A 26,594-nucleotide genomic window follows, 5' to 3' on the forward strand; every position below is an offset into this window, starting at 1 on the left:
AATCTATAATACTAATTATTGAATTAAGAAAAATTTAAATATCAATTTCCTGCTATTAAATTTTCGATTTTAACATAAAATAAAATGTGCTACCAACGCCATACTCACTTATAACACCGATTGATCCATCTTGCGCTTCAATAAATTCTTTGCTTATGCTCAAACCAAGACCAGTACCTTCAGTTTTTGTTCCGGGAATTCTAAAATAGCGGGTAAAGACTTTGTTTAAATATTGTTCTTCGATTCCGCGACCGCTGTCTTTGACTGAGAATTTGACTTTATCATTATCTGATTTAGCAACATTAATTTCAATCATTGATTTTTCATAAGAATAACGGATTGCATTAGATACAATATTGTTCAAAACCCACGACGTTTTCTCGATGTCTGCATTCACAACTGAAACATTTGAGTCAATCTCTGTCTTAATTGTGATTTCCTTATTTCCCGCAGCCGATTTATTTGCAGCAATGACATCTTCAATCATTTGATGAACTGATGAAGGTTTTATATTTAACTGCACCACGCCAGATTCCAACTGAGTCATATTGAGAAGCTCTCCGGTAATTCTGAGTAAACGCTGCGTATCATCTTTAATTCCGGAAACCAATTTCTCTTGCTCCTCGTTGAGATGACCTATTCTTTCATTTTCCAACAATTGCAAGCCCATCTGTATCGATGAAATAGGAGTTTTGAACTCATGTGAAACGGTTCCCATAAAATGGGTTTTGGCTAAATCCAATTCTTTAAACGGCGTAATATTTCTCAGCATAATCACCTGACCAATGAAACGGCTTTCTTTTTCGCCGGTAGGAATCACATTGATGTCTAAAATTTCTTTTTCGAAGTAATTTTCTTTCCCTTCCACAAAAATTTTCAGTGTCGCTGTAGAATTTTTTGCAGCATCCGGATTAACAATTTCCCGGATAAGATCACGCACCAAGTCGTTAGAAACGGCAACATCCTGAATAAGTTTTCCTACGAAGTTTTCTTTTTTCAAACCTGAAATTTTCAACGCTTCATCATTCACGAAGAGAACTTTTCGGTCTTCATCTATTCCAATCACAGCATCATGCATATTGTCAATAAGCGTTTCAATACGTTTTTTGCCTTTTAAAATTTTATCGATTCTGCTTTCAGAGTATTCCTGAAGCTTCTCTGCCATTGTATTAAACGACCTCGCCAATTCGCCAAACTCACTGCTGCTTTCAAACTGCACCCGCTGTCTGTAATTTTGATTGGCAATCTGATGAATACTCGAAGTCAGCTCACGAATCGGATTTGAAATATTAGCCGGCAAATTCACCATCAAAATAAATGCAATCAGAAAACACAGAGTTCCGACAATAGAAATTACCGCAATTGCGTTTTCTGCCGTCGTATTGGCAATGCCGCTTTTGATCTGGATGGCATTCATATTCAGTTGCATCAGCCCGGCAATATCTTTTCGGATTGCTGAATGTAAGTTTAAATTTCCCTTATCAACTTTTAGCTCCGAAAAATGATCATGAATATTTTGAGTCGCCTCTTTTTCTCCACTTTCTGTAATATTCTGACGCTGAAGATCAAGATTTTTTTGAAATTCTGACAACGCAAAAGGTTCCTTAGAAATTTCTTCGAGAGACAACAGCATATTTCGGGAGTACTGCAACGTATTGTAGTTGGCTGCAAGAATATTCTGTGTATCTTTTTTCAGCTGATAAATAAACCATCCACCCAAAGTCGACAGGATAATTATCATAAAAAACAGCAGACCAACGCCTGCATTAAGCTTCGTTTTTATTTTCATTACGACAAAATTACTAAATCTACGTTCTGTTTTGACAGTCTTTTGAGTAAGGAATTAAAAGTATCTGTAGCCAGAATAATTCTCCAGATATCTAAATGTGGTTTTCCGATACACATCGTCGAAATATTTCTTTCTTCGCATTGTTCCATGATGGTCATTGCAATATTTTTACTCTGAATTTTTATGATTTCTGCGCCCAATTCGGTAGCCAGTCTGAAATTATTAATCAGATGTCGCTGTTTATTCAGCGCAATTCTGTCCGCCGATTCTCTTGGAACCTGAACATACAAAAGAAACCACTGACTGTTATAATAACTCGCCAGTCTTGCTGTTTTTCGGATCACATTTTTTGCGGTCGTTTCGTTTGAACTGATACAAGCCAAAAATCTTTCTTTTTTTAACGTTTTCCCAGTCACAACTTCCGTTTCAACCTTTCTTGTAACCTGCGACGCTACTTCTTTCAGTGCCAACTCACGAAGCTGAAGAATATTTTCGTTTTTAAAAAAATTATTGAGCGCAGACGGTATTTTACTTTGATCGTAAATTTTCCCTTCTTTTAATCTTAAAATCAATTCATCAGCGGTAAGGTCAATATTGACAACCTCATCCGCCGAAGCCAAAACGGTATCAGGAATTCTTTCGGCAACTTCAATTCCGGTGACTGTTTTTACCTCATCGTTGAGACTTTCTAAATGTTGAATGTTGACCGCACTGATGACATTAATTCCGGCATCTAAAATCTCAAAAACATCCTGCCATCTTTTTTTATTTTTGCTTCCTTCAATATTGGTGTGAGCCAATTCGTCAATAATCACAATTTCCGGACGCAGCACGATAATCGCCGGAACATCAAGTTCTTCCAGCTCTTTTCCTTTGTAAAATAATTTTCTTCTTGGAATAATGGGAAGGCCTTCCAACAAACTGTGTGTCTCCTTACGATTGTGTGTTTCCACGTATCCGATTTTCACATCAATCCCGTTTTGAAGAAGGACATGAGCTTCCTGCAGCATTCTGTAGGTTTTCCCTACGCCCGCACTCATCCCGATGTAAATCTTCAGTTTACCCCGTTTTGAACTGTTGATGAGATGCAGAAACTCTTCTGCGGATTTTCTTGATTCGTTCATTTGTAGAAATAATTATTTGATGACGATTATAAAAACATTTAAACCATTAAGAACATTGTTTAAATTTCATTCAGACATAAATTATAATAAGCATTCAATTACATTTAAATAAACCTTTTATAAAATTTTGAATCTTTGTCTTTCGAAAATAAGTGAAACGGCTTTGTTTACCTTATTTTTTACTATTTTCTCAATTTCTTTGTCTAACCTTGCGTTTCTAATCGCTAAGTAAAACAAAGCTTTTACAGTAAATGCTTTTTTAAGATAGACAATGGCATTTCATTTAGTGAGGAAATACAATTCGTAATTAAATGTGAATTAATCGATGCGTCTAAATAATGCACAACTTTTATTTAAGTATACATACTTATTACTAAAATGAAATGGCCAATGCCGTCGTTGCCGTCAGACTATTACTATTAAATTCATCCGTCCTGTTCATAAAGATAGCATCTTTACTGTTTAAATTTCTAATTTCTGTTCGCCAAACGAGATTCGGCAGGATCTGATAATCAGCATTCAGAGAATACCCGAAAGCTTTAAAACCGTTTTCTGTTCCGGTAGCAATGATTACTCCTTTTTCATCCTGATAATATTCTCCTCTTGCTGTAAAACTTAGTTTATCTGTAGCATTATATTTTGCAATTAAAACTGGTGTGTACCAAATATTATACTGCTCGCTTTCTTTTGCTTTTTGTTCGGCACCAATATCAAAACCTGCTGTCATTCCGAACTTTTTATTGATTTGATACACCGCATACAGATTATGAAAATATCGCATCTGGCGAATGCTGTCGGGTTTATCATTTCCAATGAAAGAACTGCTGTTGATGGTCAGTTTTTCATTAGGTTTAAAGGTCAGCTGGTGTCCAAATGCAGGCGTAGAATTTCCGTCAACTCTCTGAATACGCTGCCAACCATTGAGTACCAAACCGCTCACAAACCATTTTCCACTTTCAGATGTATAAGATATTTTTGCCCCTGTTTCGAAATAAGGTGAATTATCTGCTGCAAAACTTCTTGTAAGCGCCCAATTGTCTTTTCCGATTGCACTTTCAAAACCTATGTGAGAAGGAAAAATACCTGCATCAATCCATACATTATGTTTTTTAGATATTTTTAAACCTACATTGGCTTCGTAAATATTTTTCATCACACCTTGCTCTGCTGCGTAATTGGCATTCATATACGTTCCAACTGCTAAAGCCAGATTGGCTCTCACTTGGTCTGTGTTATACGTCGTTTTTATAAAAGCTAAATTGACGTTCACTTCATTGTTTCGGTTGTGACTGTATACGAATCCGGGACGGTTATTATTTTTAGGATTGTTAAAATCTGCTGTGTAATAAACCTCAGCGTATCCGCCAACAGTAAGAGGTTTTGCAATTGAATCGTTTTGAGCAGACGCATTGATTCCGCAAATTGCTAACAAAACAAATAGTATTTTTTTCATTGAATTTAAATTAAGGAATTTTTAGAATTTCATTTTAAAACCTTTAAACAAATTGAAATTCAAACATTTGTATTTCTTCAATAAACGAAGTGGCCTTGTTTTCTTAAAGTAAAACAGTTTTCCCTACCTTTTGTTTAACCTTGCGTTTAATTTAACGCAAAGAAAAACTAAGATTTTTTCACAAATACAATCTTTATTTATGATAAACAAAGGGGTTTCACTATCTTAGAGATACAAAGATTTTAATGCAAGAAAGATTTACAAATAAAACTCACGATGATCAATATTGATTTTTTAAAATTACTTCCCGCTTAACTGGTCGAGTGCGATATTCAATTTTAGAACATTGATTTTTTCAGGACCAAACAATCCTATCAGAGGTTTTTCTGTATTTTGAGTAATCAAATTATTGATTTTCACTTCATCGATATTTCTGATTTTCGCAATTCTTTTCACCTGAATTTTCGCTGCCTGCACAGAAAAATTCGGATCTAATCCGCTTCCGCTGGCCGTCACTAAATCTGCCGGAATATCTGACTTTACAATTCCAGGATTTTTCATCAAAATTGTATCGATACGAGCTTCAACCTGTTTTAAATACTCTTCATTCGATGGACCTTTGTTGCTTCCTCCAGAACCTGCAGCATTGTAATCAACCGCCGAAGGACGAGAATTGAAATATTGGTCACTGGTGAACGACTGTCCTATATTGGCATAATAGGTTTTATTATTATGTTTAATCAAATCTCCTTTTCCCTGATTAGGTGAAAGCTGAGCAATTCCCCATATGGATATCGGATAAACAATGGTAAGAAAAACGATACACAAAGCGGTCAGTTTGATTGCTGGTAAAATATGTTTTTTCATTTTGATGGTAATTTAATAAAGACAAATGCAGGAAGAATTGAGATAGATATTTGACAAAAAGTAATTTGATGAAATTTTCTTCCTGCCTTGCCTTTTAGATATTTAGAAAAATAAGGATACAATAATGTCTATAATTTTAATTCCGATAAAAGGAATAATGACTCCTCCCAATCCGAAGATGAATAAATTCCTTCTCAGCAACGCAGATGCGCCGATTGGTTTATAAGCTACCCCCTTCAATGCCAACGGTATCAGTATAGGAATGATAATCGCGTTGAAGATGACTGCCGATAAAATTGCACTTTCCGGACTGTGAAGATTCATAATATTTAAACCTTGCAAAGCAGGAATTGCGGTGATAAACAATGCTGGAATAATGGCAAAATATTTCGCAACGTCATTGGCAATACTGAATGTCGTCAGCGTACCTCTTGTCATAAGCAACTGTTTGCCGATTTCTACAACTTCAATCAGTTTCGTCGGATCATTGTCGAGGTCGACCATATTTCCGGCTTCTTTTGCAGCCTGTGTTCCGCTGTTCATGGCAACACCTACATCTGCCTGAGCCAATGCCGGAGCATCATTGGTACCGTCACCCATCATGGCAACCAGACGACCTTCCTGCTGTTCTTTTTTGATGTAGTTCATTTTATCTTCCGGTTTTGCTTCGGCAATAAAATCATCAACACCTGCTTTTTCAGCAATAAATTTTGCAGTTAGTGGATTGTCACCGGTCACCATCACTGTTTTAATCCCCATTTTTCGGAGACGTTCGAAACGTTCGCTGATTCCTGGTTTAATGATATCCTGAAGTTCAATGACTCCCAAAACTTTTTCGTTTTCTGAAACCACCAATGGTGTTCCTCCGTTCTGAGAAATTTCTTTTACTTTTAAATCTATTTCCTGTGGGAAAATATTTCCGGCAGCTTCCGATATTTTTCTGATGGCGTCTGTTGCTCCTTTTCGGATGCGGTTTCCGTCGTAATCAATTCCTGAACTTCTGGTTTCTGCGGTAAATTTGATAAACTGAGGATTACTGATTTCATAGCTTAAAGGATTGATTCCCGCCAGCTCTATGATTGATTTCCCTTCAGGAGTTTCATCCGCCATTGAACTCAAAACAGCTGCTTTGATTAACTCTGTCTCATCAACCTGGTTAGCAGGATAAAAACTCGTTGCCTTACGGTTTCCAATGGTGATTGTTCCGGTTTTATCTAAAAGTAAAACATCGATATCACCAGCCGTTTCTACTGCTCTACCGCTTTTTGTGATGACGTTGGCTCGCAAGGCTCTGTCCATTCCTGCGATTCCGATGGCAGATAACAATCCGCCAATAGTAGTAGGAATTAAACAAACAAAAAGAGAGATAAATGATGCAATTGTAATCGTGACATTAGAATAATCCGCAAACGGTTTTAAAGTCACACAAACGATGATAAAAACCAATGTAAAACCTGCCAGTAAAATAGTTAAGGCAATTTCGTTCGGCGTTTTCTGTCTTGAAGCACCTTCTACCAGGGCAATCATTTTATCTAAAAAACTTTCGCCTGGTTGCGTTGTTACCTGAACAACGATTTTATCAGACAAAACTTTTGTTCCTCCAGTCACAGAACTTTTATCACCTCCAGATTCACGAATGACAGGAGCTGATTCTCCGGTAATCGCACTTTCATCTATGGTAGCAAGACCTTCGATGATTTCTCCGTCTGAAGGAATAATGTCTCCAGCTTCGCAAACAAAAACATCTCCTTTCTGTAATTTAGATGAAGAAATTATTTCACCATTTTGCAGTTTTGCAGGCGTTTCTTCTCTTGTTTTACGAAGACTGTCTGCCTGAGCTTTCCCTCTTGCTTCGGCAATGGCTTCGGCAAAATTCCCAAACAGAACGGTGAGTAAAAGAATGATGAATACCGTGAAATTGTAAGCAAAACTTCCCTGAGATTTTTCTCCTGTCAAAGTCCAGACGCTTACAAAAAACATCACCAATGTACCGAGCCATACAAGAAACATGACGGGATTTTTAAACATCAGTTTCGGATTCAGTTTCACAAAAGACTGTTTCAATGCTTCCCGAACCAATTCTTTTTGAAACAAAGATTTATTTTGAGTCATTTTAATTTCTGTTATTTTTAAAATTATCTTAGTGAAAAATACTCTGCGATCGGTCCTAATGCCAATGCCGGAAAGAAAGCCAATGCTGCAATAATCGCAATCACCGCAAAAGTCATCAGTCCAAATGTGGAAGTATCTGTTTTCAGCGTTCCTTCGCCTTCCGGAATGTATTTTTTCTTGGCCAGTAACCCTGCAATTGCTAACGGACCAATTATTGGTAAGAATCGACCGAGCAACAGAACAATTCCTGTAGAAATATTCCAGAAAAGATTATTATCACCCAAACCTTCGAAACCGCTACCGTTGTTGGCTGCTGAAGAAGTATATTCATACAAAACTTCGCTGAAACCGTGGAATCCGGGATTATTGAGTGTAGAAGTTCCTACTTCCGGGAAATAAGTAGCTATTGCAGCTCCAACCAAAATAAGAAACGGATGGAAAAGTGCTACGATCATTGCAATTTTCATTTCTCTGGCTTCAATTTTTTTGCCCATAAATTCCGGTGTACGGCCTACCATCAATCCGCTGATGAAAACAGCAAGAATGATGTAGATGAATATATTTAAAATACCAACGCCGTCGCCTCCAAAGAATGCGTTGACCATCATGGCAAGCATCTGTGTCATCCCGGAAAGCGGCATCGAGCTGTCGTGCATCGAGTTCACCGAACCCGTAGAAATAACTGTCGTTACAATGCTCCAGAATCCTGAAGTGGCAGAACCAAAACGGATTTCTTTACCTTCCATTGCGCCCAGTGACTGATCAATCCCCATTTGGCTGATTGCAGGATTTCCGTTCATTTCCATAATAACTGTTGGTACTGCGAGCAAAAGAAATCCGATGGTCATGACTCCAAAAATCATATATCCGAATTTCTTTCTTCTGATGAAATAACCAAAAGCAAAAACCATTGCCATCGGAATTATTAACTGTGAAACCATTTCTACCATATTGGTAAAATAGTTAGGATTCTCTAACGGATGAGCTGAATTTACTCCAAAAAATCCACCGCCATTCGTTCCTATATGTTTTATAGGCACAAAAGCAGCAACAGGTCCTGTAGAAACATCTACATTTTTACCTTCTAGTGTAATCATTTTATCTTTTCCTTCAAACGTCATCGGCATGCCCTGAAAAACCAGTACTGAACCCATTACGAATGAAAGCTGCAACAAAATTCTTGTTATTGATTTTAGCAAATAATCATAGAAATTCCCAAGTTTTTCGGTTGTTTTTTCGCGGAAAGCTTTGAATACAACAATTGCTGCTGCTATCCCTGTTGCGGCGGAAACAAATTGAAGAAACATCAGCCACATCTGTCCGAGATAACTTAATCCTGTTTCACCTGAGTAATGTTGTAAATTACAATTGACTAAGAAAGAAATTGATGTATTAAAAGCCAAATCTGGCGACATATCCGGATTTCCATCTGGATTAAGCGGCAGCCAGCTCATATTCATCAGAACGAGCATACTGATGAAAAACCATAAAAAGTTGATGGTTAAAAGTGCGATCAGATGCTGCTTCCAGTTCATTTCATGATCAGGATCGATTCCTGATATTTTGTAGAAAAATCTTTCTACGGGTTTGAAAACAGGATCCAGAAATGTTTTTTCTCCTGTGAATACTTTTGAAATATACTTTCCAAAAGGTATCGCCAACAGCAATGTTATGACAAACATTGCTACAACGCCTAAAATTTCAGTGTTCATAGTTTGTTTAATGAATTAGTGCAAATTCTTTTACGGTAATCACCAGATACAAAAAAGCGATGATGAAGCTGATCCAAAAAATCAGAATTCCCCATTCTTTTATTTGATGTATGATCTTACGGTTCATTTGCTTATTAATTGGTTTTAAAATTTTTCGGGCTTTACGAGCACATAGCAGATATAAATGAATATGGCTATTGATATAAAAAATAGTAGGGTCATTTTTAGAATTTTAAATCTTGATCTTTTTTTGTTTGTTCGCTGTATACCATTCTAAAATCTTTTGGAATTTCCTGATACAGAAATCTCCACTGTTGCGGTTTTAGATTTTTCCTCAGACTTGCAAATGAGCGTATAAAAAGATTCTCTATAATGTATCTGATGTAAGAATTTCCGTTTTTGTAAATCCAGTACATTCTTTTGATTGAAATATTGATTTTCTGTACGTTTGATTTTTGCGTATCCGTTTTCATATCATCAATCATCACCTGCATTACTCCCGGAAAATTGTTTTGCTCAGAAAGTGTAACAATCTCTCTTCGAACCGACGGAAAAAACACTTTCAGATATTCTACAGCGGTGAATCTGTTTATTTTGTTTAACATTTTAGATTTTGTCGAAATATTCAACAAGACGGTAAAACAAAATGAATAAAACTACTGCCGTGATTAATAGAATAATTGTTATCATCTTATGTAATTTTAATTAACCTGCAGAATCGCAGCGGCTACAAACACACCAAGGATTACAGCAATATTGATCGTAATGACTTCGAGGTTGTGTTTTTCACGGGTAGACTTCAGAAGTTTCCAGTCTCCTATTTTTCTGATTTTTGATTTCATTTTTATAAATTTTTAAATTCCTGATTTATAAACCTGGCGTAAGTAGTTGTTTTGAAGACTTGGTGACATTTTAGAAAAAATCAGATCTTTGTAGGAAGGTTCACAACAAAACGTAAGACTGTCTAAAGAATAAATGAAAATGTTTTCGATGGCGTTCTTTAATGCCTGATCCCCTTTGTTGTAAAGCTGATTCATCTTGGTAATCGACTTCATCAGAATTTTCTGATCATGATTTTTAATCAGTTTCTTAATTTGTTTGGTGAAAATACTGATCACCATAAACGGAGTTTTTGTTTTGTAAGACTCTTTAAAATCTTCCTGAGATTCAGGGATGATTTTTACGATTTCTCTTACAGCATCTGTATGATTCATTTTTAATTTGTTTTGAATCTTTAATGCCAAGATTTGTTCCCTTGAACAATAAAAACCTATAACCAACTGAAAAACAATTATTTAAATTAAATTCAAAACATTTCAAAACACAAAAAACCCTATCAAAATGATAGGGTCGTTATCAGAATGGAATTATGTCTAAGAAATTTTGTACTCTTCTACCTTTCTGTATAAGGTCGCAATACCAATTTCAAGTAAACGGGCAGCTTCGGCTTTATTGCCTTTGGTATGATTGAGAACTTTCTGGATCTGCATTTTCTCTGCACTCGCCATAGAAAACGCTGACATCATTTTGGTTTGAGAAGAATCTATCTCGTTGTTATAGATCGAAATATCTAAAGGAAGACTATCTATTTCTAATTCAGATGAATCTGTGAGAATTACGCTTCGTTCAATTACATTTCGAAGTTCACGAATATTGCCTTTCCAGGGATGATTTTTTAATGCTTTTAAATAATCCGGAGAGACGGAACTGATATTTTTTCCGGTTTTAAGCGAAAAACTTTTCAAAAAGAAATTAATGAGTAACTCAATATCAGCCACTCTTTCTCTTAAAGAAGGAAGTTTAATCTGGAAAATATTGATTCTATAATATAAATCTTCACGGAAATTTCCTTTTTCTATTTCAGTTTCCAGATCTCTGTTGGTAGCTGCAATGATTCTCACATCCGTTTTAATAGGCTTGTTATCGCCCACTTTCAGAAATTCTCCTGATTCTAAAACACGCAAAAGTTTTGCCTGCAAATCCAACGGCATCTCACCGATTTCGTCCAAAAAAACAGTTCCCAGATTGGCTTCTTCAAAAATACCTTTGCTGTCTTTCAGAGCTCCGGTAAAAGCACCTGCTTTGTGACCAAACAGTTCATTTTCCAACAAATCTTTTCCAAAAGCTGAACAATTGATCGCAATAAAATTATTTTTATTTCTGTTGCTTGCATGGTGAATTGCCTGGGCAAAAACTTCTTTTCCCGTGCCCGTTTCGCCTGTTAAAAGAACTGTAGCATCTGTAGTGGCGACTTTCCTTGCAGAATCTACCACTGTGGTGATTGCTGATGATTTTCCTATAATGCTGTCGAAAGACTGTTTTCTGTTGAGCTGCTTTTCCAGATGCAGAACGCGTTTATTAAGTGCAACTTTTTCTGCAGCTTTATAAATAAGAGGAAGAATTCGGGTATTGTCGTCACCTTTTGTAATGTAATCAAACGCACCATTTTTAATCGCCAGAACGCCATCGGGAATATTACCGAATGCGGTCAGAAGAATAGTTTCAACCACCGGAAATTTATCTTTTATAATTTTTGAGAATTCCACTCCGTTTCCGTCGGGTAGTTTGACATCGCAGATGACGATATCGATCTCTGAGGTTTCGAGCTTCTTTAAGCCGCTCTTCAGATTGCTTGCTTCGAAAACTTCAAAACCTTCAAGGGCTATGATTCTTGAGAGAAGCGATCTTATTTTTGCCTCGTCGTCGATGATTAAAATGGTGTTCAATGCTGTAAAAATATAAACTTCAAAATTAAATCAAATTGCTTACAATAAATCGATTTGAACAAAAAAAATAAAGTTTACAAAAATTACATTACGCACAGTATTAAAATATCATGACTCGGTTGTTATATTGATTACCTAAAGGAAATCATTGATGATATTCTAAAAATATTATTAATTTAAATATTGTAAATATCTGTTGTTTTGTTTGTTTTATTTTTCTTCCAATTCATTTTTCGGAAGATGACTTTTTAGCTTTAAAATAAAGTAAATAATATTCTTTCAGAAAAAGCTGATTACAATATAACAAGCAAAATACTGAATATCAAAAAAAATGCGCCAAAAAATAAATCTTGCAGCGCATTTTATAATATCGAAAGTTTTGAACTTTTAAAAAGTATAATTTGTAGAGGCTGATAAATACTGTCCGCTTGAAGTTCCTTCTTTCTTCAACTCGCCATCTACATAAATTTGAACTTTTAAAGTTGAATTGGCGTCTGCTCCGGTTGCATTTACTGCTACATTTGCAGTATACGCTCCTGCAGGGGCTGTAATTTCCGGACTCGTCCATGTTGTGCCCGAAAGGCTTGTTGCTGTAGTTGCATTACCATCTATTCCATACGCAGCAACACTAATATTGCTTCCTGAAGATGCTTCTGCTTTAAAAACAATTTTATGGCTCGAACCCTGATTATCATCATTATCATCATTACTACAAGATGTTGCCAATCCCAAAAGCACTGTTCCTGCCAATAACAAAAATGTTCCTTTAAATACTGTGACTAATTTAATTTTTTTCATAATACTTATCTTAATTTTTTAATTATACTACTTAACTCTATAATATGGTGACTTGTTTCCTGCAAAGCTAAAGCACAAGAAGGCTACTATCAATCCTACAAAAACAGTATTTTTCTCTACCTAATTTTAGGTATTGTTTTCTACTGAAATTTTTATTTACCTTGTGAAAATTCCTACAATTAAACTGAATTGATAACAATGAAAAGACTAATCATCCTGCTAAGTATTTTATTTTCTTTTGGTGTATTCTCACAACAAATCATTCCACTCGACGAAAAGCCTTATGCAGACAGTTTAAACAACATTGTGAAAACTAATTCAAACAATGCGGTAAAAGCAAATGCAAATTATTTACTTTCAAATTATTACAGGAACACAGATTCGGTATTAAGCAAAAAGCATTTAGAAACTGGAAAGGCTTTATCAAAGAGCGATGCCTATTTATCAGCTAAATTTTACTATTATGAAGGCCAATATGATTTAGAAAAAAACAGGGGAAAAGCGGCCCAATCTTTCCAGAAGGCCATTAAAGGATTAGCAAAATTTAAAACAGAAGAATCTGAGGCACTTCAGTCTTTGGCTTGGTATAATTATGGTGTATCACAAAAAAATAAAAAAGGTTACCCTTTTCTCATCAAAATTGTACTTGAAAAGAGTATTCCTCTTATTGAAAAATATGAGAACAGTAAAAATTTAGGCTTTTTATATACTCAGTTGGCTATTCTCCTCACTTACAACGCTGAATTTGAAAAAGCAGAAAATTACAATCATAAAGCAATTGAAATTCTTCAAAAAAACGCCCCCAATTCTTCAGAATTATTCTATGCTTATCTTAACTCTTCGAGTAATTTTTGCTATCAGGCAAAAGGTGATCTGGCAAAGAAATTTTTAGAAAAGGCAGAGAAAATGATCCAGCCATATCCTGAATCCTCAGCAAACGCACTATTTTTCTATGGAAAAACCTTGTACCTGATCACTAAACAAAAAAATAATGAAGCTCTTCCGGTAATTGAAAAAGGATTGGTATACGCTAAAAAATTCAATCAGAATCTTTTGGTACAGATGTTCTATCTTAATCAATATGATATTCTCCGAAAACAGAAAAAATATACTGAGGCTAAAAATGTACTTGAAAATATTCTTATCGAAAAAACGCTCGTAATCGATGCTCACAATAGAAAAACGATCTACAGCCAACTTTCAAGTTTAAATGAAGAAATGGATCATCCTCAAGAAGCATTGTTTTGGGAGAGAAAATATTCAAAACTTAATGACAGCTTAAATTCCGAAAATATAAAACTGGAAATCAACACACTGGAAACAAAATTCAATACCGCAGAAAAAGAAAGGAAAATTGCCAATCTGAACGCTGAAAAAAATCAAAAAGAACTTGAAGTCAGCAAAAAAAACTCCTATTTATGGGGACTAAGTCTCAGTTTGTTATTAATTGTAATTCCTTTCATTTTTTTATTGATTATTTACAGAAAAAATAAAAAAATATCTGAGCAAAAAGAAATTAATCATCAGCAGAAAATAAAAGATATAAGACAAAAAGAAGAGCTAAACCTTACAAAAGCCATTCTTGAAAGCGAGGAAAGAGAGAGAGAACGTATTGCCCGCGATCTGCACGATGGTTTGGGTGGGATGTTGGCTGGAGTAAAAATAAATCTTTCTTCATGGTCGTCAAATTTTTTTCAAAAAGAAAACAGTGAGTTTAACAAAATTCTTGGGCAGCTTGATCAATCAGTGGGTGAATTGAGATCTGTTGCTAGAAATTTAATGCCTGAGTCACTTCTTAATTTCGGATTGGAAACAGCACTTATTGATTTGTGTGAATTTTACGCAAGAAAAAACTTAGAAATTGATTTTCAACCTTTAAATATTACCAATACCCTCTCGCTTGCGATGCAAATAAATATTTACAGAATTGTACAGGAATTGTTAGCAAATGCCGTAAAACATTCCGAAGGCAATCATATTTTACTTCAATGCTCACATTCAAAAGATAACTTTATGATTACTGTTGAAGATAATGGCAAAGGATTTAAAACAGGCGTTTACGAAACAACAAAAAGTATGGGACTTCGCAATCTTAAAAATAGAGTGGAATATCTTAAAGGTAAAATTGAAATCAATTCTGATAATGAAGGAACAACTGTAAACATAGAACTAGATACTCATGCCATCTAATCAGATAAATATCGTCATCGTAGATGATCATCCAATTGTATTGGAAGGATTAAAAATAATGCTGAAAAACGAACCTCTTTTCCACATCTTGGAAAGCTTTACTTCCGGAGCCGGAATTCTGGATTTCATTAAAGTGAATGATGCAGATATCATCCTTCTTGATATTACCTTACCCGACGTCAATGGTTTGGAACTTTGCAAGGAAATAAAAAAAATATCACAAAGTACTTCCGTAATCATGTTCAGTAACCGATCTGAGCGAAGTGTCATCATGCAATCTATTCAAAATGGGGCAAGCGGATATTTGCTGAAAAACACATCACTCAAAGAACTTGTAAATTGTATAAAAGGGGCACTTTCTGGAAATATTGTTTTTTGTGATGAAACGAAGCAAATCATCAGTAAACCTTCTCAAAATGAATTATTAAATGTTCCCAGATTGACAAAAAGAGAAAAAGAAATATTAAAATTAGTTGCGGAGGGAAAAACAAGCGTTGTGATTGCAGAAGAATTACATTTAAGCTCTTTAACAGTAGATACGCACCGTAAGAATCTCTTACAAAAGTTTAAGGCCAAGAATTCTACAGAACTTATCAAACTTGCGTTGCAACAAAACTTGATACAGAGATAATCCACATTTGACTTTTTAAATCACAACAAATTTATAATAAAAACAATTTAACATAATTGTAAATTTATTTTACTACTTTGTATTGCATGGTATTGAATTAATAATATATCTTTGCATTAAATATATCATTATGCGAAAATTGTTTTTATTCTTTTTTACGGTCATGCTGACATTTCCAATATTTGCTCAGAAGCTAAATGAAAAGATTGACAGCCTGATTTTGTCAGAATTCAAAGAGTCTGATGGACCTGGCGGAGTTTTTATGGTGGCCCGAAAAGGAAAACCCGTTTACGAAAAAGCTTTTGGTATGGCAAATCTCGAACTCGATACAAAGCTAAATATCAAGAGTGTTTTTCAGATTGGATCTATGACAAAGCAATTTACCGCCATCGCTGTTCTGATGCTTGAGGAACAGGGAAAACTGAAGGTAAATGATCCCGTTTCAAAGTATATACCATCCTATCCTAACGGGAACAACATCACTATTCATCATCTGCTGACACATACTTCGGGCATTAAGGATTTTACAAAAATGAAAACATTGTCTGAAATAGCACAAAAGGAAATGACTCCTGAGCAAATGGTAAACTTTTTCAAAAATGAGCCTGTTGATTTCACTCCCGGAGAAAAATTTGATTATAACAATTCCGGATATATGGTTTTAGGCTATATTATTGAACTGGTTTCAGGAGAGACTTATGAAGATTTTATTACAAAAAATATCTTTAGTAAAATTGGAATGTCCAATTCTTATTATGCAGCCGACCGTAGAATAATCAGGAACAGAGCATACGGTTATCATAAGAAAAGTTCCGGTTATGTGAATAAAACCATTATTAACTTCAGTGTTCCGTTTGCTTCGGGATCATTAATGTCAAATTTGGATGATATGCTAAAGTGGCAAAATGCGCTCAATAAAAACATGTTATTAAACTCAAAAAACGGAATAAAAGCTTTTACCAAGTATAAGCTGAATGACGGAAAAGAAATTGAATATGGATACGGATGGCACCTCAAAAACATCAACGGAACCGCTACAAGAGAACACGGTAGGAGCATTTTCGGATTCAAATCGATGGCAGTATATATCCCGAGCGAAGATATTTATATTTTAGGATTCAGTAACTGTGACTGCAACTCTCCTACCCAACTGGTGAAAGATATCGCAAAAATAAGCCTGGAAAATCTTAGAGGAAAGTGATACTAAATATTTAATTATCAAGTGGCAGATTAGTCGGTTTATACGACATTTTATTGCAATTTAATGATCAATCTTCAAATTAATGAGAAGTCACTAAGAAATCCATTTTAATTTTACCCTGTAATTTTAATGAAGTTTTACAATGAATCTTGATTCTTGAGCATCAATTTATAACGAACACTCCTGTGATCATCACAGAAAGTAGCTTCTTGTTTCTGAAACTTCAACAAAAAAAAGAGACCAGTCAGTTGACCAGTCTCTTCTTATAAAGAATCTAAAATAAATTATTTTTTAATTGTTTTAACTGTCTGTTTAGAACCATCTTTCATATTCAGAACAACGTAATACATTCCTGAAGTTAATTCTTCTAAATGAAGAGCAGATTCTGGCTTATCAAAAGTTTTCACCAATCTGCCTGCTATATCCATTACAGAAATAGATTTCACATTGCTTACATCTGAAATATTCAAGATATCGCTAAACGGATTCGGTGAAACTTTAAGATTATTTTTAGTAAGAGCAGTTTCAGAAGTTGCTAATGATGATTCAGTAATTGAAATATTATCTACGAACAATCTGTTTCTATCAGCTGCTGAATAAGCATTAAATCCAAAATAATAAACCCCTGTTACCGCTGGGGTAAAAGTAACTGAAGAACTTAATGCGGAAACTGTAGATGATGTTCCGTTTACAATATTAGGATGATCAGCAATTGTGTTAGTCATTGCAGAAACAGTTGGATTATTGCCATATTGTACCTTTAGTTTTTCAACATATGTAGCTCCGCCATTATTACCATAGTCATAGCTTATGTTATATTGTACTCCGGCTGTTAAATTAACCCCTTGAGTAAAGAACCATGCATTAGCTGCATTAGTATCATGATAAACATAGGTAAGCGCCTTGTTTGCAAAACCAAACCCACCAGGTGAACTAGTCCTCCAATTATTACCTGTTCCTGCATTAAAAATTGTTGCACAGCCGGGTAAAGCAGGTGTTGTTACGTTTTCAAAATCTAGAGTATAAGGTAAGTTCGTACTTGCACAAGGGGTTGTAAAACTATAAACCGCAGTCCATCCACTTTTATCTGTTGCTGTACAGTTAGACCGCACCCAAACATAATATTGAGTACTAGGAGAAAGCCCGGACAACGCTCTGGAAACCCCTGTAATACCCGTATGGGATGGCGTTGTTGTAGCAGTCGGAGGAGTCGCACTTGTACTATAATAAAGTTCATATCCGTTTGCTGGAGCCGTTGTAGGCGCAGTCCATGAAATATCTGCCGTTGCTGTTGTCATATTTGATGCAATTACAGAACTCGGACTAAGACATGATGGTGCAGCACCCTGAGTAATATTAATATCATCAAAATAAACATAATTATCTGAAGTACTGAGTCCTGATTTTGCTTCAAATCTAATAAACAAATTTCCAGAAGCCGGCACACCAGAAATAGTAGCTGATTTAGTAGCACAAGATGCAGATACCACATGACTTGTATTGTCTATTATATAAGCTGTTGTCCACGGACCGGCTGCAGAAGTCGCCCAATCTAATTTTATAACTCCAAAATCTGCCTGTGAAGCACCTGTACTATTGCTAGAATATTCGGTAACCTTATAAGCAAAACTTACATTTAAATCCCCGCCATTTGTTCCTGTTAATGCAGGAGACACTAAGTACGAAGAAGCATTGTAGTAATTGTTGGCTCGCATACCTGCTGTTCCGGTACACGGTGTACTTACTGATCTACTAAAAGACCCTGACCCACTAGAAGTCCAAGATCCGTCTCCCGTCGGTTCCCATCCGTAATTGTAAGAGATTTGTGCTGATGACATTGCTCCCAATACCATCATACATGCAAATAGAATTTTTTTCATAACACTTAATTTATTAATTACCAGTAAAACTACAATATATTAACAAATAAATAATTGTTTATGAACAATATTCAAAAATAATTAAAATACATTGCCACTTATTTAATTCTGTGTTAAAAAATTAAGCCAAAAAACGTATTTATTTAACTTCAGATCCATTATTTAATAACTTTTTACCATCTTATTTACTACGACTTAGGCATTGAATATTGTACCACATATATAATTAAATTATAATAATTGTTGGCCCGCTAACAATTTAGCATAGAGCTTAAGACTGCAATTTCATTTGAGGAGGAGTGAACGTCTCCGGTATTGAAGATTGTCTGCAGTAAGAAGCGAACATCAATAGGTTAAAACAACTAATGTAGGAGATTGCATGAAGTTGAGCCTCAGTAATTTTCCATTCATAAATACGTTTTTAGTACGTTTTTGGGTACAGCAAAATGCTGTTATAAAACTTTTATCTTACTTCAGCTTTAAACTCATGTTTGTTTTTGGTAAAGGCATTAATGAGGTCACTATTTTTAACCCGAAGTTTCTGGTGGCGTCCACCATCTTTTTCAAATAGTTCAATTTCCAGTATTTGATCTTCCAACAATGTGAACTGATCTAATAGAAAGCTAAAATTTTCTTCAGAGTGCTGGCTGATGCTTTTGCTTACAAAATAATCCCGAACAGGTGTCAGCACTTTGTCCTGTACGACTATTCGCTTTAGATTTTTCTTATCAACAATTTTAAAACTTACAAAATCTATTTCATAGGAGATATTACTTTTATTCTTGATGTTGAAAACAAAATAAAACTTTTCCTCATGTACATACAAAGATTTCAGCGAAAACTGAATTCCGAAGCTTTTTGCCGTGAGACGTTTGACGTTACCTTTTGGTTGTTCATTCAAAGACTTCATGAGTAATGCTGTTAATGAAGAAGATTGCCCTTTGAGATCATCAAATAATACTTCTGCTGAATATTGTTTTTCATAGTGCCTTTGCAGTTTTAGAAGATCATAATTCAGGGTGTCAGGATAAGAACTGTAAAAGACATCAAAATTATAGAACTTGCCATCTTGAGTAATCACTGAAAAATTGGTTTCTTCCTGAAAATCTTTTACTGCTGATTTGACCCGAAGCACATTCCCTACATTTTCAGCTTTGCCGGCAATCAGATTTTCACTTCCCAAATCCACATACCGTATTGGTGATGGGAATAATAAATGGGTTGTTTTATGGTACGTCACTTCCATTTTGTAAGGCTCTAACCTGGCCTCGCTGAGTGATTTGAATTCGGGCATTTTCTGAGCATGAATCTGACCGGGTGATAAGGATAAGAGGATAACGATTATCCAGTGTTTAAATAGGTTCTTCATTATTTTAAATTTTTGTTTCATTACTTTTTTGAGAGCAGGAAAACCTGATGTCCCGCTTTTACAGTGACTTTTAAAAGTTTAACTTTCTTTTGGAAATATCCCGAGACGCCCTGAACGGCTCCTTTGGTTAAATCTGCAGCAATCTGCTGACCTGCTGACCGGGTCATCATAATATTCGTGCCCGAGGTATTACCCATATGGGCTAAAATATCAGTCATCGCATTTTGTTCAGGTGAATAAGGAATGTTGAGTCCCAGTTGTCCATCATTATCATAGATATTGATGTCAACATGCTGAATATTGCCTTGATATTCGATCGTTGATATCTTCAACAGCAATTTTCCACCCTGAAATTTTGCTGATGCTTTCAGAACCGTTCCCGATGGAATTTGTATGTTTCCTAACCTCATGGTCTGCGAGAGTCTTAAGGAAACCATACTTTCAGCGGTTATTATCTTTGTTTCATGAATTACCGCCCGGATACTGTTTGGATTTTCAGGAGCAATATTTTCCATTTCATCCTGCAAACCATTAAATTGGTTTTTATCCATTCCTGCTAAAAATGAACTGTCACTGACTTCACGATACAGACTGGTTACAATATTCGCTCTGAGAGGCTGAGCAACGGATATTTGAGCTTCTTTCTCTTGTTCCTTTTTTTCGCTGATTTTCTTCTCTATAGCTATCCCATCATCGAGAGGTGCTGGGAAATACTTTGCAGCCAGCTGATAAGACTTTTCCATCAGTTCTAATTGATCGTTGATCGTTGTTCCCGTGGGTGCTGCTTGCTTATGTGATGCTGATTTTTTCAACCTTTTAATTTCATTTTTAAGTCGGTTGATTTCCTGATCATCCCGGCTGTAGAAAGAACCTAAGGTTTGCTGTGCATTCCTGTAGCTGTTAACCGCATTCTGATCCATAGCTAACTTCTTAGAATCATCAATTGAGATCGGATCCAATGTTTCACCACCTGACATACTGGGATCAGTCCAATAATCAGACAATTGAGTCAGGGATCTCTTTTTCTGTTCATTTTTCTCTTTGAGCAACTGTTGTTCATAGGCTTTCTGCTTGTCTGCCTGTAACTTGTCGTCGGCGGCCTGCGGAATGCTTGAATTGAATCCGGAATCTCCTGTAGTGACTTTTTCTTTTGGTTTAAAGATCAAATACAAACAGCCAACGCATACAATAGCCATCAAGCAATAGGTCAGAAGTTTCTTCAGTTTTGCCAACTGCAGTTTTTTATTTTCCTGAAAATCAGGTTTCCCTGAAGTTTTGGGACCGGTCTCGGTAATTCTTATTGGAGCGGTATGTGGATCTTTCATTATCGTGATTTTTGATTACAGTTATTTAAGAAAATTTCCGAGGGTTGGACGCCTGTTTGAATTTTTGCAGGAATATTGTTAATATGACCACCTGTTCGGATATGTTTTCCATTAATGCTTAACCGCATCTGCATAAAAGTACAAACCGTTAGTGTCAGATAGCAAGCAAAGAAGACTTTAGTCAGCAACCGCTGGCGCTTTTGAGGTACTGCGTTCCATCGTAGCTCTGCGTTCAAAATAAATTGATCAATTGTTTTTCTCAGCTTTTTCATAGGTTTTATTTTATCGGTCCACAGTTTCAACATCCTTATTTTCAACAACATTAAATCTTTCAATGGTAAATCCCTGCGGATTGCTGTCTGATCTTACGGAGTTGACCAGTAAACAGTCGGTGATCAAACTTCTGATGGTTAAGTTGCTTGACCGGATAATGAACTGCCTTGCAAAGGTCTGTACTTCATAAGGATACTTGTTGAAGTTGGCTACAACACTGTCTACTTCAATTCTTTGCTGTACATTTCCGGATATGATCCTGTTATAATATCCTTTTTCCAAAAGGTCTTTATAGTAATGGAAGGCTGACTGGTCAGCCAGATTGAATGCTCTTTTGACATTGCTCTCAATAGCATTCTTATCCGGCGCAATCGTAAAGAACAGTTCATGAAAACGCCTCACATGTTCTCTTGCTTCTACGGGCCGGTTGATTGACATGTCTTGCGACAGCGCAACCATTAAAGATTTTCCGTTATCCAGAACATAGATCTTCTGACGCTGTTCTTCGGCAAATTGATAGGATTTAAAGATGACCAATCCTACAACTCCGAAGCATAACAGCGCGAAAACAAAAGTGAATAACCTGATCTGCTTAAAACTGTTTTCTATATTTCTTAAGGTTTTAAATTCCATTGTCTTTAGGTTACTTATTTTAATAATCTGCCTGTAATATTTCCTGTTGCAGAACCGGCAGCAGCTCCGGCAATATTTCCTGATTTCTGTGCAGTCTGATTCACATTGCGGGTAAAATTTCCAGCCCCGCCTGCTTGTATCACCCATCCTGTCACGGTTGGAACCGTAAAATATCCGATGATCCCAATGATCATATAAATAATATAGACGGTATTGGAAGTATCCGGAATAAAGTCGGGATCAGACAGCATCTCAATGTCTTTTTCAATAATTAAAGATTGAATTTTAGCGAGTATCGCACTGAATATATCGGCAACAGGAAGCCAGAGATAAACACTGATGTATCTCGTCAGCCATCGGGTCAACGTACTTTGAAAACCATCCCATACCGATATGGCAAAGGCAATGGGTCCGAGTACAGATAATACAATTAAGAAGAAAGTTCTTATAGTATCGATTACCAGTGCCGCAGATTGAAATAAGATTTCAAGAAATTCGCGGAAACCATCCCTGATATCTTTCTTAATGGAAAACATTTCCCTCTCGATATACATCCCGGACATGGTAACCAGATCCTGAGGAGACCAGCCAAGTTCTTCCAGTTTCTTGTCAAATTCTTCATCTGAAATAAGATAGGCCATTTCAGGATTTCTTAACATGGCTTCCCTTTCCAACAGGTCTTTTTTCTGCTGCAGTTCATTCAGATCCAAAACCTGATCCTCTAATATCGAATGACTTCCCTGAACGATTGGATTCATCACGCCATTGATGCTTCCCAATACAAGGGTTGAAAAGAACATGATGCAGATTCCGATCGCAAAAGGTCTGAGCATCGGAAACAAATCGATTGGTTCTGCCCGACTGAGTGCCTGCCAGACTTTGATGGCAACATAAAATAATGCTCCTAATCCTGCAACACTCTGTGCAACGGCTGCCATGTCTGCACACAATGGCATCATCTCGTCATAAACCGTGCGTAATACTTCATGTAAATTGTTGGCTTCCATATTACCAGTATTTTTGATTAGCTGTTCCGTAGAGATTCAAAACTCTTTGCGTATTATTCTGTTTTTTTGCCCTCAGGTAGCTTACAGAAATATTCTTGTTTGTGAAATAGCGAACGAGATTATGGTAGTCTTTGACTTCTTTATAAACCCGGTCAACGATGTCCATCCTTTCTTTATCATTGAGTGAAAGTCCATTGGCCGTAATGATCTCTTTCAGTTCCTTTAACAGCTCAGTACTCTCATTAAGCAGTTGAGAATATCCGTTGGCAATGGCGGTCAATTCCTGTGCATTGAAATTGGGATCGTTGAGCATTTTTCCGAAGTTATTGACATACATTTCTGAAACATCGCCTACCAGTAAAACAGTTTGCTGAACTTTTCTGCCATCTTTGACCAAATTGTTGATGGCTTTCAGCTTGTCGTAATATTCTTTTCCCTGTTCATACACTTTCTTGACCTCGTTGAAATTCTTCACCACATTGGAAACCGTATTTGAGGTCTGCACAATTTCATTGGCTGAATTTAAAATTCCTGAAGCAAGATTGGCAGGATCGGTCACTACGAATTGCGCTTTTAAAGATATTGTTGTAGCAAGAACCGCTACCATCAGGGTTTTAATGATTAGATTTTTCATTGTAGTTCATTTTAATTGATTGATTAATTTTAAGTATTGTCTTTATTCGTTTTGATTTTTTTTAAAGAAATTCTCTTGATGGCCTGTTCTACATTGCCATCAAGTTCAGAGGCGAGATGCATCACCTCCATTTTCTCTGTTTCCTCGGTCGTGTAAGCAAGATATTCCTCGGTTGAAACTTCTGTAGCATAGACTGCTGAGTGGGCGCCACCCAAACCGATCCATACTTCTTTATACGATCTATTCGGATCATTGTTCATATTGATTGAAAGCACCTGAGATCTTTCTTTGTCGCTCAGGCCAAGCATCGTCTGGATGTCATCGAATTTGTTCATATACTTACGTTGATCCAAAAGGATCTTGCAGTCCGAATTATTGATGATACTTTCCTTGACGATCGGCGAATGGATGATATCATCCACTTCCTGCGTGACCACTATTGCTTCGCCGAAGAATTTCCTGACGGTCTTGAACAGATATTTGATATATTCTGCCATCCCTTCTTTGGCGATCGCTTTCCACGCTTCTTCAATTAAGATTAATTTTCTGATACCTTTGAGTCGTCGCATCTTATTGATAAAGACCTCCATAATGATGATGGTCACAATGGGGAACAGGATCTTATGGTCTTTAATTGCATCAATCTCAAAAACAATGAAACGCTTTGATAAAAGGTCAAGCTGCTTTTCAGAATTGAGCAGGTAATCATACTCTCCACCTTTGTAGTAAGGCTCCAATACATTGAGAAAGTTGGCGATATCAAAATCTTTTTCCCTGATCTTCTTCTGCTCAAGAACCTTTTGATAATCTTCCTTGACATAGTCATAAAAGCCGTTGAAAGAGGGGAATTGATCGCTGCGTTTGATCTGTTCAATATATCCACTCACTGCATTGGATAAAGCGACTTCCTCTGAACGGGCCGGCGGTTCATCATCCCGCTTCCATAAAGTCAGGATCAATGTTTTGATACTTTCCCGCTTTTCAATATCAAAGACGCCATCATCTGTGTAGAATGGATTGAAGGCAATGGGATTATCTTCTGTATAGGTAAAATAGACGCCGTCCTCCCCTTTTGTTTTTCCTTTGATCAGTTCACACAGTCCCTGGTAGGAATTTCCTGTATCGACCAGCAGCACATGGGCACCCTGCTCATAATACTGCCGTACCATATGATTGGTGAAAAATGATTTACCGCTTCCCGACGGTCCCAGAATAAATTTGTTTCTGTTGGTGATAATGCCTCTTGTCATCGGAAGATCCGAGATATCCAGATGAACGGGTTTTCCGGTCAGCCGGTCCGCCATCTTGATCCCGAATGGTGACGGAGAATCCTTATAATTGGTCTCTTCCGTGAAAAAACACAATGCAGGTTCGATGAACGTGTAAAAGCTCTCCTCACTCGGAAAATCGCCGGCATTTCCAGGAATACCAGCCCAATACAGTGTTGCTGTATCTGTGGTATTATGTCTGGGTTTACATTCCATCAAGGCCAATGCACTGCCGGTATCGTTTTTTAGCTGTTTCAATTCCGAAGGACTGTCAGACCACGACATCACATTGAAATGTGCCCTGATAGACTGCAGACCATATGAGTGAGCTTCATTCAGATACTTTTCGATCCACTCTTTGTTGATCTGATTCGCTCGGCTGTATCTTGCCAGTGAATGCATATTTCTGGCGGACTTCTCAAATTTGTTTAAGTTGTCATCACTGTTGTCAATGAATAAATATTGGTTGTAAATATGATTGCAATTCAATAACAGTCCTACAGGTGATGCGAATGACAACAGACAGTCGCTGCGGTCTGTACTTAGTTTCTCATACCGGCTGTGTGATGATATCATCCCGGGCAGGTCATCGGTATCCGATAACGTATGCATGCTGATTCTGTTGCTGCCTATACGAATTTCTTCAGCGCCCAGACTGATATCCTGAAGCGAAGGATTACTGTCTCTGGATAATGTGAGATACTGTTCTAAAAGTCCGGACTGATCTTTTATTCCGGTAATCTCATCTTCTGTCATTCTTTCCAATCTTATATATCCGCTGTCATTGATGATTCTTTCAAACTGATCCACCGCTTCCAAAAATCTGTCGATTATTTCTTTTTCCCTGATCTCTTTTGGAATGAGTTTTCCTTTGCAGAGGGATGAGAAATTGCTTTGCATTCTCATTCGTTCCTTGGTGGTCTTGGTAATGAATAGGTAGCAGTAGTGATTTAAGAAAGGTCTTTCATTGAAATGCCGTTCAAAAGATTTTGACAGAAAGCTCTGGTCTTCTCTGGACAGATCCGGGTTGTAATTTTCCTTGATAAACCAATCCTGTTTGTGGACAATACTATAATCTGGTAAGGTTTTAATCGCTTTAAACCATGTGGAATGGATGGCAGCATATTCAGCAGAGGCAACGGTAAACAATTCAGGTAAACCTACTTTGAAACACATCGTTACGTCAGCCTCTTTTGAAATGATACAGTTGTTCTCAATCGCAAGTAATGGAAATTTACTCTCCAGGGTTGCGGTTTTAGAAGAATTCCTCATACTGAAGTCTTTTGACGGTTACTTTTCAGATATCGGTAGATGCACTTACGACTGACAATGTATTTGGGATGCTTTTTGTGAGCACCTGATTTCATCAGGCCGTGCTCGCCGTATTTTCTGTTCAGTGAAAAGGTCTGCCAGATGAGTATACTGCTGCTGATTCCTCCGAATGATAAACATAGGTAGGTATTGACACCTGCTATGTACATGATCATGACACAGACCAGTAATCCTAATAATCCTCCGGCGAAAATAAACAGGTACTGTGCTTTCAGCCCTTTGAACTCCACCGTCCTTCCGATTCCTTTATTGATATGATAGCTATTCATA

23 protein-coding genes are annotated in these 26,594 nt (G+C 36.6%); 3 read left to right on the plus strand and 20 right to left on the minus strand.

The annotated features are described in order from the left end of the window. Positions 1-55: 55 nt before the first annotated feature. From AC6CHK_RS08495 to AC6CHK_RS08545, 11 genes are all read right to left on the minus strand, one after another. Positions 56-1,789, minus strand: coding sequence for a sensor histidine kinase (locus AC6CHK_RS08495; protein WP_498095225.1), 1,734 nt, complete (start codon positions 1,787-1,789; stop codon positions 56-58). Then, complete coding sequence (locus AC6CHK_RS08500; protein ID WP_498095226.1) at positions 1,789-2,913, minus strand: sensor protein KdpD; 1,125 nt, start codon at positions 2,911-2,913, stop codon at positions 1,789-1,791. Before AC6CHK_RS08500 ends, AC6CHK_RS08495 begins: the two co-directional genes overlap by 1 nt. Before the next feature lie 373 nt (positions 2,914-3,286). Next, a complete protein-coding gene (locus AC6CHK_RS08505) occupies positions 3,287-4,366 on the minus strand; it encodes a porin (protein WP_498095227.1) in 1,080 nt (359 codons plus the stop codon). A gap of 300 nt (positions 4,367-4,666) precedes the next feature. Next, positions 4,667-5,233: a K(+)-transporting ATPase subunit C gene (locus tag AC6CHK_RS08510; protein WP_498095228.1), complete on the minus strand. Its 567-nt coding sequence runs from the start codon at positions 5,231-5,233 to the stop codon at positions 4,667-4,669. Between the two features lie 102 nt (positions 5,234-5,335). Further along, positions 5,336-7,345, minus strand: coding sequence for a potassium-transporting ATPase subunit KdpB (kdpB, locus tag AC6CHK_RS08515; RefSeq protein WP_498095229.1), 2,010 nt, complete (start codon positions 7,343-7,345; stop codon positions 5,336-5,338). A 23-nt stretch (positions 7,346-7,368) separates the two neighbouring features. Further along, entirely contained in the window at positions 7,369-9,057 is a 1,689-nt protein-coding gene (kdpA, locus tag AC6CHK_RS08520) for a potassium-transporting ATPase subunit KdpA (RefSeq protein WP_498095230.1), read from the minus strand. 224 nt (positions 9,058-9,281) lie between these two features. After that, positions 9,282-9,662, minus strand: a complete 381-nt coding sequence (locus tag AC6CHK_RS08525; protein ID WP_498095231.1) for a DUF7674 family protein — start codon at positions 9,660-9,662, stop codon at positions 9,282-9,284. 96 nt (positions 9,663-9,758) lie between these two features. Beyond that, positions 9,759-9,899, minus strand: a complete 141-nt coding sequence (locus AC6CHK_RS08530) for a hypothetical protein (protein ID WP_164463419.1) — start codon at positions 9,897-9,899, stop codon at positions 9,759-9,761. Positions 9,900-9,911: 12 nt separating this feature from the next. After that, positions 9,912-10,271 carry a DUF7674 family protein gene (locus tag AC6CHK_RS08535; protein ID WP_229983422.1) on the minus strand — a complete coding sequence of 120 codons (360 nt, stop codon included), beginning with the start codon at positions 10,269-10,271 and terminating at the stop codon, positions 9,912-9,914. A gap of 159 nt (positions 10,272-10,430) precedes the next feature. Further along, positions 10,431-11,783 (minus strand): sigma-54-dependent transcriptional regulator, encoded by a 1,353-nt coding sequence (locus tag AC6CHK_RS08540; protein ID WP_498095232.1) that lies wholly within the window; start codon positions 11,781-11,783, stop codon positions 10,431-10,433. 387 nt (positions 11,784-12,170) lie between these two features. After that, on the minus strand, positions 12,171-12,581 hold the full coding sequence (locus AC6CHK_RS08545; RefSeq protein ID WP_498095233.1) for a hypothetical protein: 411 nt from the start codon (positions 12,579-12,581) through the stop codon (positions 12,171-12,173). Between the two features lie 198 nt (positions 12,582-12,779). Here AC6CHK_RS08545 and AC6CHK_RS08550 point away from each other — a divergent pair, with 198 nt between their 5' ends. The 3 genes from AC6CHK_RS08550 to AC6CHK_RS08560 all read left to right on the plus strand — a co-directional run bounded on the left by AC6CHK_RS08550 (position 12,780) and on the right by AC6CHK_RS08560 (position 16,603). Further along, the gene (locus AC6CHK_RS08550; RefSeq protein WP_498095234.1) at positions 12,780-14,771 is read left to right on the plus strand and encodes a tetratricopeptide repeat-containing sensor histidine kinase; all 1,992 of its coding nucleotides are present in this window, start codon (positions 12,780-12,782) and stop codon (positions 14,769-14,771) included. Beyond that, positions 14,761-15,402 (plus strand): response regulator, encoded by a 642-nt coding sequence (locus AC6CHK_RS08555; protein ID WP_498095235.1) that lies wholly within the window; start codon positions 14,761-14,763, stop codon positions 15,400-15,402. The genes AC6CHK_RS08550 and AC6CHK_RS08555 overlap by 11 nt, the downstream gene beginning before the upstream one ends. A 130-nt stretch (positions 15,403-15,532) precedes the next feature. Beyond that, positions 15,533-16,603, plus strand: a complete 1,071-nt coding sequence (locus tag AC6CHK_RS08560; protein ID WP_498095236.1) for a serine hydrolase domain-containing protein — start codon at positions 15,533-15,535, stop codon at positions 16,601-16,603. Positions 16,604-16,887: 284 nt separating this feature from the next. Here AC6CHK_RS08560 and AC6CHK_RS08565 read toward each other — a convergent pair whose 3' ends face one another. The 9 genes from AC6CHK_RS08565 to AC6CHK_RS08605 all read right to left on the minus strand — a co-directional run bounded on the left by AC6CHK_RS08565 (position 16,888) and on the right by AC6CHK_RS08605 (position 26,593). Further along, positions 16,888-18,483 carry a T9SS type A sorting domain-containing protein gene (locus AC6CHK_RS08565; protein ID WP_498095237.1) on the minus strand — a complete coding sequence of 532 codons (1,596 nt, stop codon included), beginning with the start codon at positions 18,481-18,483 and terminating at the stop codon, positions 16,888-16,890. 463 nt (positions 18,484-18,946) lie between these two features. Continuing rightward, complete coding sequence (traN, locus tag AC6CHK_RS08570) at positions 18,947-19,852, minus strand: conjugative transposon protein TraN (protein ID WP_498095238.1); 906 nt, start codon at positions 19,850-19,852, stop codon at positions 18,947-18,949. Between the two features lie 20 nt (positions 19,853-19,872). Then, positions 19,873-21,177: a conjugative transposon protein TraM gene (traM, locus tag AC6CHK_RS08575; protein WP_498095239.1), complete on the minus strand. Its 1,305-nt coding sequence runs from the start codon at positions 21,175-21,177 to the stop codon at positions 19,873-19,875. Continuing rightward, a complete protein-coding gene (locus tag AC6CHK_RS08580; RefSeq protein ID WP_498095240.1) occupies positions 21,177-21,449 on the minus strand; it encodes a hypothetical protein in 273 nt (90 codons plus the stop codon). Before AC6CHK_RS08580 ends, traM begins: the two co-directional genes overlap by 1 nt. A 10-nt stretch (positions 21,450-21,459) precedes the next feature. Continuing rightward, entirely contained in the window at positions 21,460-22,083 is a 624-nt protein-coding gene (gene traK, locus AC6CHK_RS08585) for a conjugative transposon protein TraK (RefSeq protein WP_498095241.1), read from the minus strand. Positions 22,084-22,097: 14 nt separating this feature from the next. Then, entirely contained in the window at positions 22,098-23,090 is a 993-nt protein-coding gene (gene traJ / locus AC6CHK_RS08590; protein WP_498095242.1) for a conjugative transposon protein TraJ, read from the minus strand. A gap of 1 nt (position 23,091) precedes the next feature. Then, the gene (locus AC6CHK_RS08595; protein WP_498095243.1) at positions 23,092-23,724 is read right to left on the minus strand and encodes a DUF4141 domain-containing protein; all 633 of its coding nucleotides are present in this window, start codon (positions 23,722-23,724) and stop codon (positions 23,092-23,094) included. A 29-nt stretch (positions 23,725-23,753) separates the two neighbouring features. After that, the gene (locus AC6CHK_RS08600) at positions 23,754-26,264 is read right to left on the minus strand and encodes a TraG family conjugative transposon ATPase (protein WP_498095244.1); all 2,511 of its coding nucleotides are present in this window, start codon (positions 26,262-26,264) and stop codon (positions 23,754-23,756) included. Further along, positions 26,261-26,593 (minus strand): DUF4133 domain-containing protein, encoded by a 333-nt coding sequence (locus tag AC6CHK_RS08605; RefSeq protein WP_498095245.1) that lies wholly within the window; start codon positions 26,591-26,593, stop codon positions 26,261-26,263. Before AC6CHK_RS08605 ends, AC6CHK_RS08600 begins: the two co-directional genes overlap by 4 nt. Position 26,594: the final 1 nt, after the last annotated feature.

It is taken from the genome of Chryseobacterium sp. GQ58, from assembly GCF_059758895.1.

What these genes read in the sequence shown, in the direction of transcription:
- AC6CHK_RS08605 (WP_498095245.1), bottom strand. Translation starts at nt 26,593, where the DNA reads ATGAATAGCTATCATATCAATAAAGGAATCGGAAGGACGGTGGAGTTC.
- kdpB (WP_498095229.1), bottom strand. Translation starts at nt 7,345, where the DNA reads ATGACTCAAAATAAATCTTTGTTTCAAAAAGAATTGGTTCGGGAAGCA.
- AC6CHK_RS08580 (WP_498095240.1), bottom strand. Translation starts at nt 21,449, where the DNA reads ATGAAAAAGCTGAGAAAAACAATTGATCAATTTATTTTGAACGCAGAG.
- traJ (WP_498095242.1), bottom strand. Translation starts at nt 23,090, where the DNA reads ATGGAAGCCAACAATTTACATGAAGTATTACGCACGGTTTATGACGAG.
- traN (WP_498095238.1), bottom strand. Translation starts at nt 19,852, where the DNA reads ATGAAGAACCTATTTAAACACTGGATAATCGTTATCCTCTTATCCTTA.
- AC6CHK_RS08555 (WP_498095235.1), top strand. Translation starts at nt 14,761, where the DNA reads ATGCCATCTAATCAGATAAATATCGTCATCGTAGATGATCATCCAATT.
- AC6CHK_RS08500 (WP_498095226.1), bottom strand. Translation starts at nt 2,913, where the DNA reads ATGAACGAATCAAGAAAATCCGCAGAAGAGTTTCTGCATCTCATCAAC.
- AC6CHK_RS08565 (WP_498095237.1), bottom strand. Translation starts at nt 18,483, where the DNA reads ATGAAAAAAATTCTATTTGCATGTATGATGGTATTGGGAGCAATGTCA.
- AC6CHK_RS08495 (WP_498095225.1), bottom strand. Translation starts at nt 1,789, where the DNA reads ATGAAAATAAAAACGAAGCTTAATGCAGGCGTTGGTCTGCTGTTTTTT.
- AC6CHK_RS08595 (WP_498095243.1), bottom strand. Translation starts at nt 23,724, where the DNA reads ATGAAAAATCTAATCATTAAAACCCTGATGGTAGCGGTTCTTGCTACA.
- AC6CHK_RS08545 (WP_498095233.1), bottom strand. Translation starts at nt 12,581, where the DNA reads ATGAAAAAAATTAAATTAGTCACAGTATTTAAAGGAACATTTTTGTTA.
- AC6CHK_RS08530 (WP_164463419.1), bottom strand. Translation starts at nt 9,899, where the DNA reads ATGAAATCAAAAATCAGAAAAATAGGAGACTGGAAACTTCTGAAGTCT.
- AC6CHK_RS08525 (WP_498095231.1), bottom strand. Translation starts at nt 9,662, where the DNA reads ATGTTAAACAAAATAAACAGATTCACCGCTGTAGAATATCTGAAAGTG.
- traK (WP_498095241.1), bottom strand. Translation starts at nt 22,083, where the DNA reads ATGGAATTTAAAACCTTAAGAAATATAGAAAACAGTTTTAAGCAGATC.
- AC6CHK_RS08600 (WP_498095244.1), bottom strand. Translation starts at nt 26,264, where the DNA reads ATGAGGAATTCTTCTAAAACCGCAACCCTGGAGAGTAAATTTCCATTA.
- AC6CHK_RS08560 (WP_498095236.1), top strand. Translation starts at nt 15,533, where the DNA reads ATGCGAAAATTGTTTTTATTCTTTTTTACGGTCATGCTGACATTTCCA.
- AC6CHK_RS08510 (WP_498095228.1), bottom strand. Translation starts at nt 5,233, where the DNA reads ATGAAAAAACATATTTTACCAGCAATCAAACTGACCGCTTTGTGTATC.
- AC6CHK_RS08550 (WP_498095234.1), top strand. Translation starts at nt 12,780, where the DNA reads ATGAAAAGACTAATCATCCTGCTAAGTATTTTATTTTCTTTTGGTGTA.
- traM (WP_498095239.1), bottom strand. Translation starts at nt 21,177, where the DNA reads ATGAAAGATCCACATACCGCTCCAATAAGAATTACCGAGACCGGTCCC.
- kdpA (WP_498095230.1), bottom strand. Translation starts at nt 9,057, where the DNA reads ATGAACACTGAAATTTTAGGCGTTGTAGCAATGTTTGTCATAACATTG.
- AC6CHK_RS08535 (WP_229983422.1), bottom strand. Translation starts at nt 10,271, where the DNA reads ATGAATCATACAGATGCTGTAAGAGAAATCGTAAAAATCATCCCTGAA.
- AC6CHK_RS08505 (WP_498095227.1), bottom strand. Translation starts at nt 4,366, where the DNA reads ATGAAAAAAATACTATTTGTTTTGTTAGCAATTTGCGGAATCAATGCG.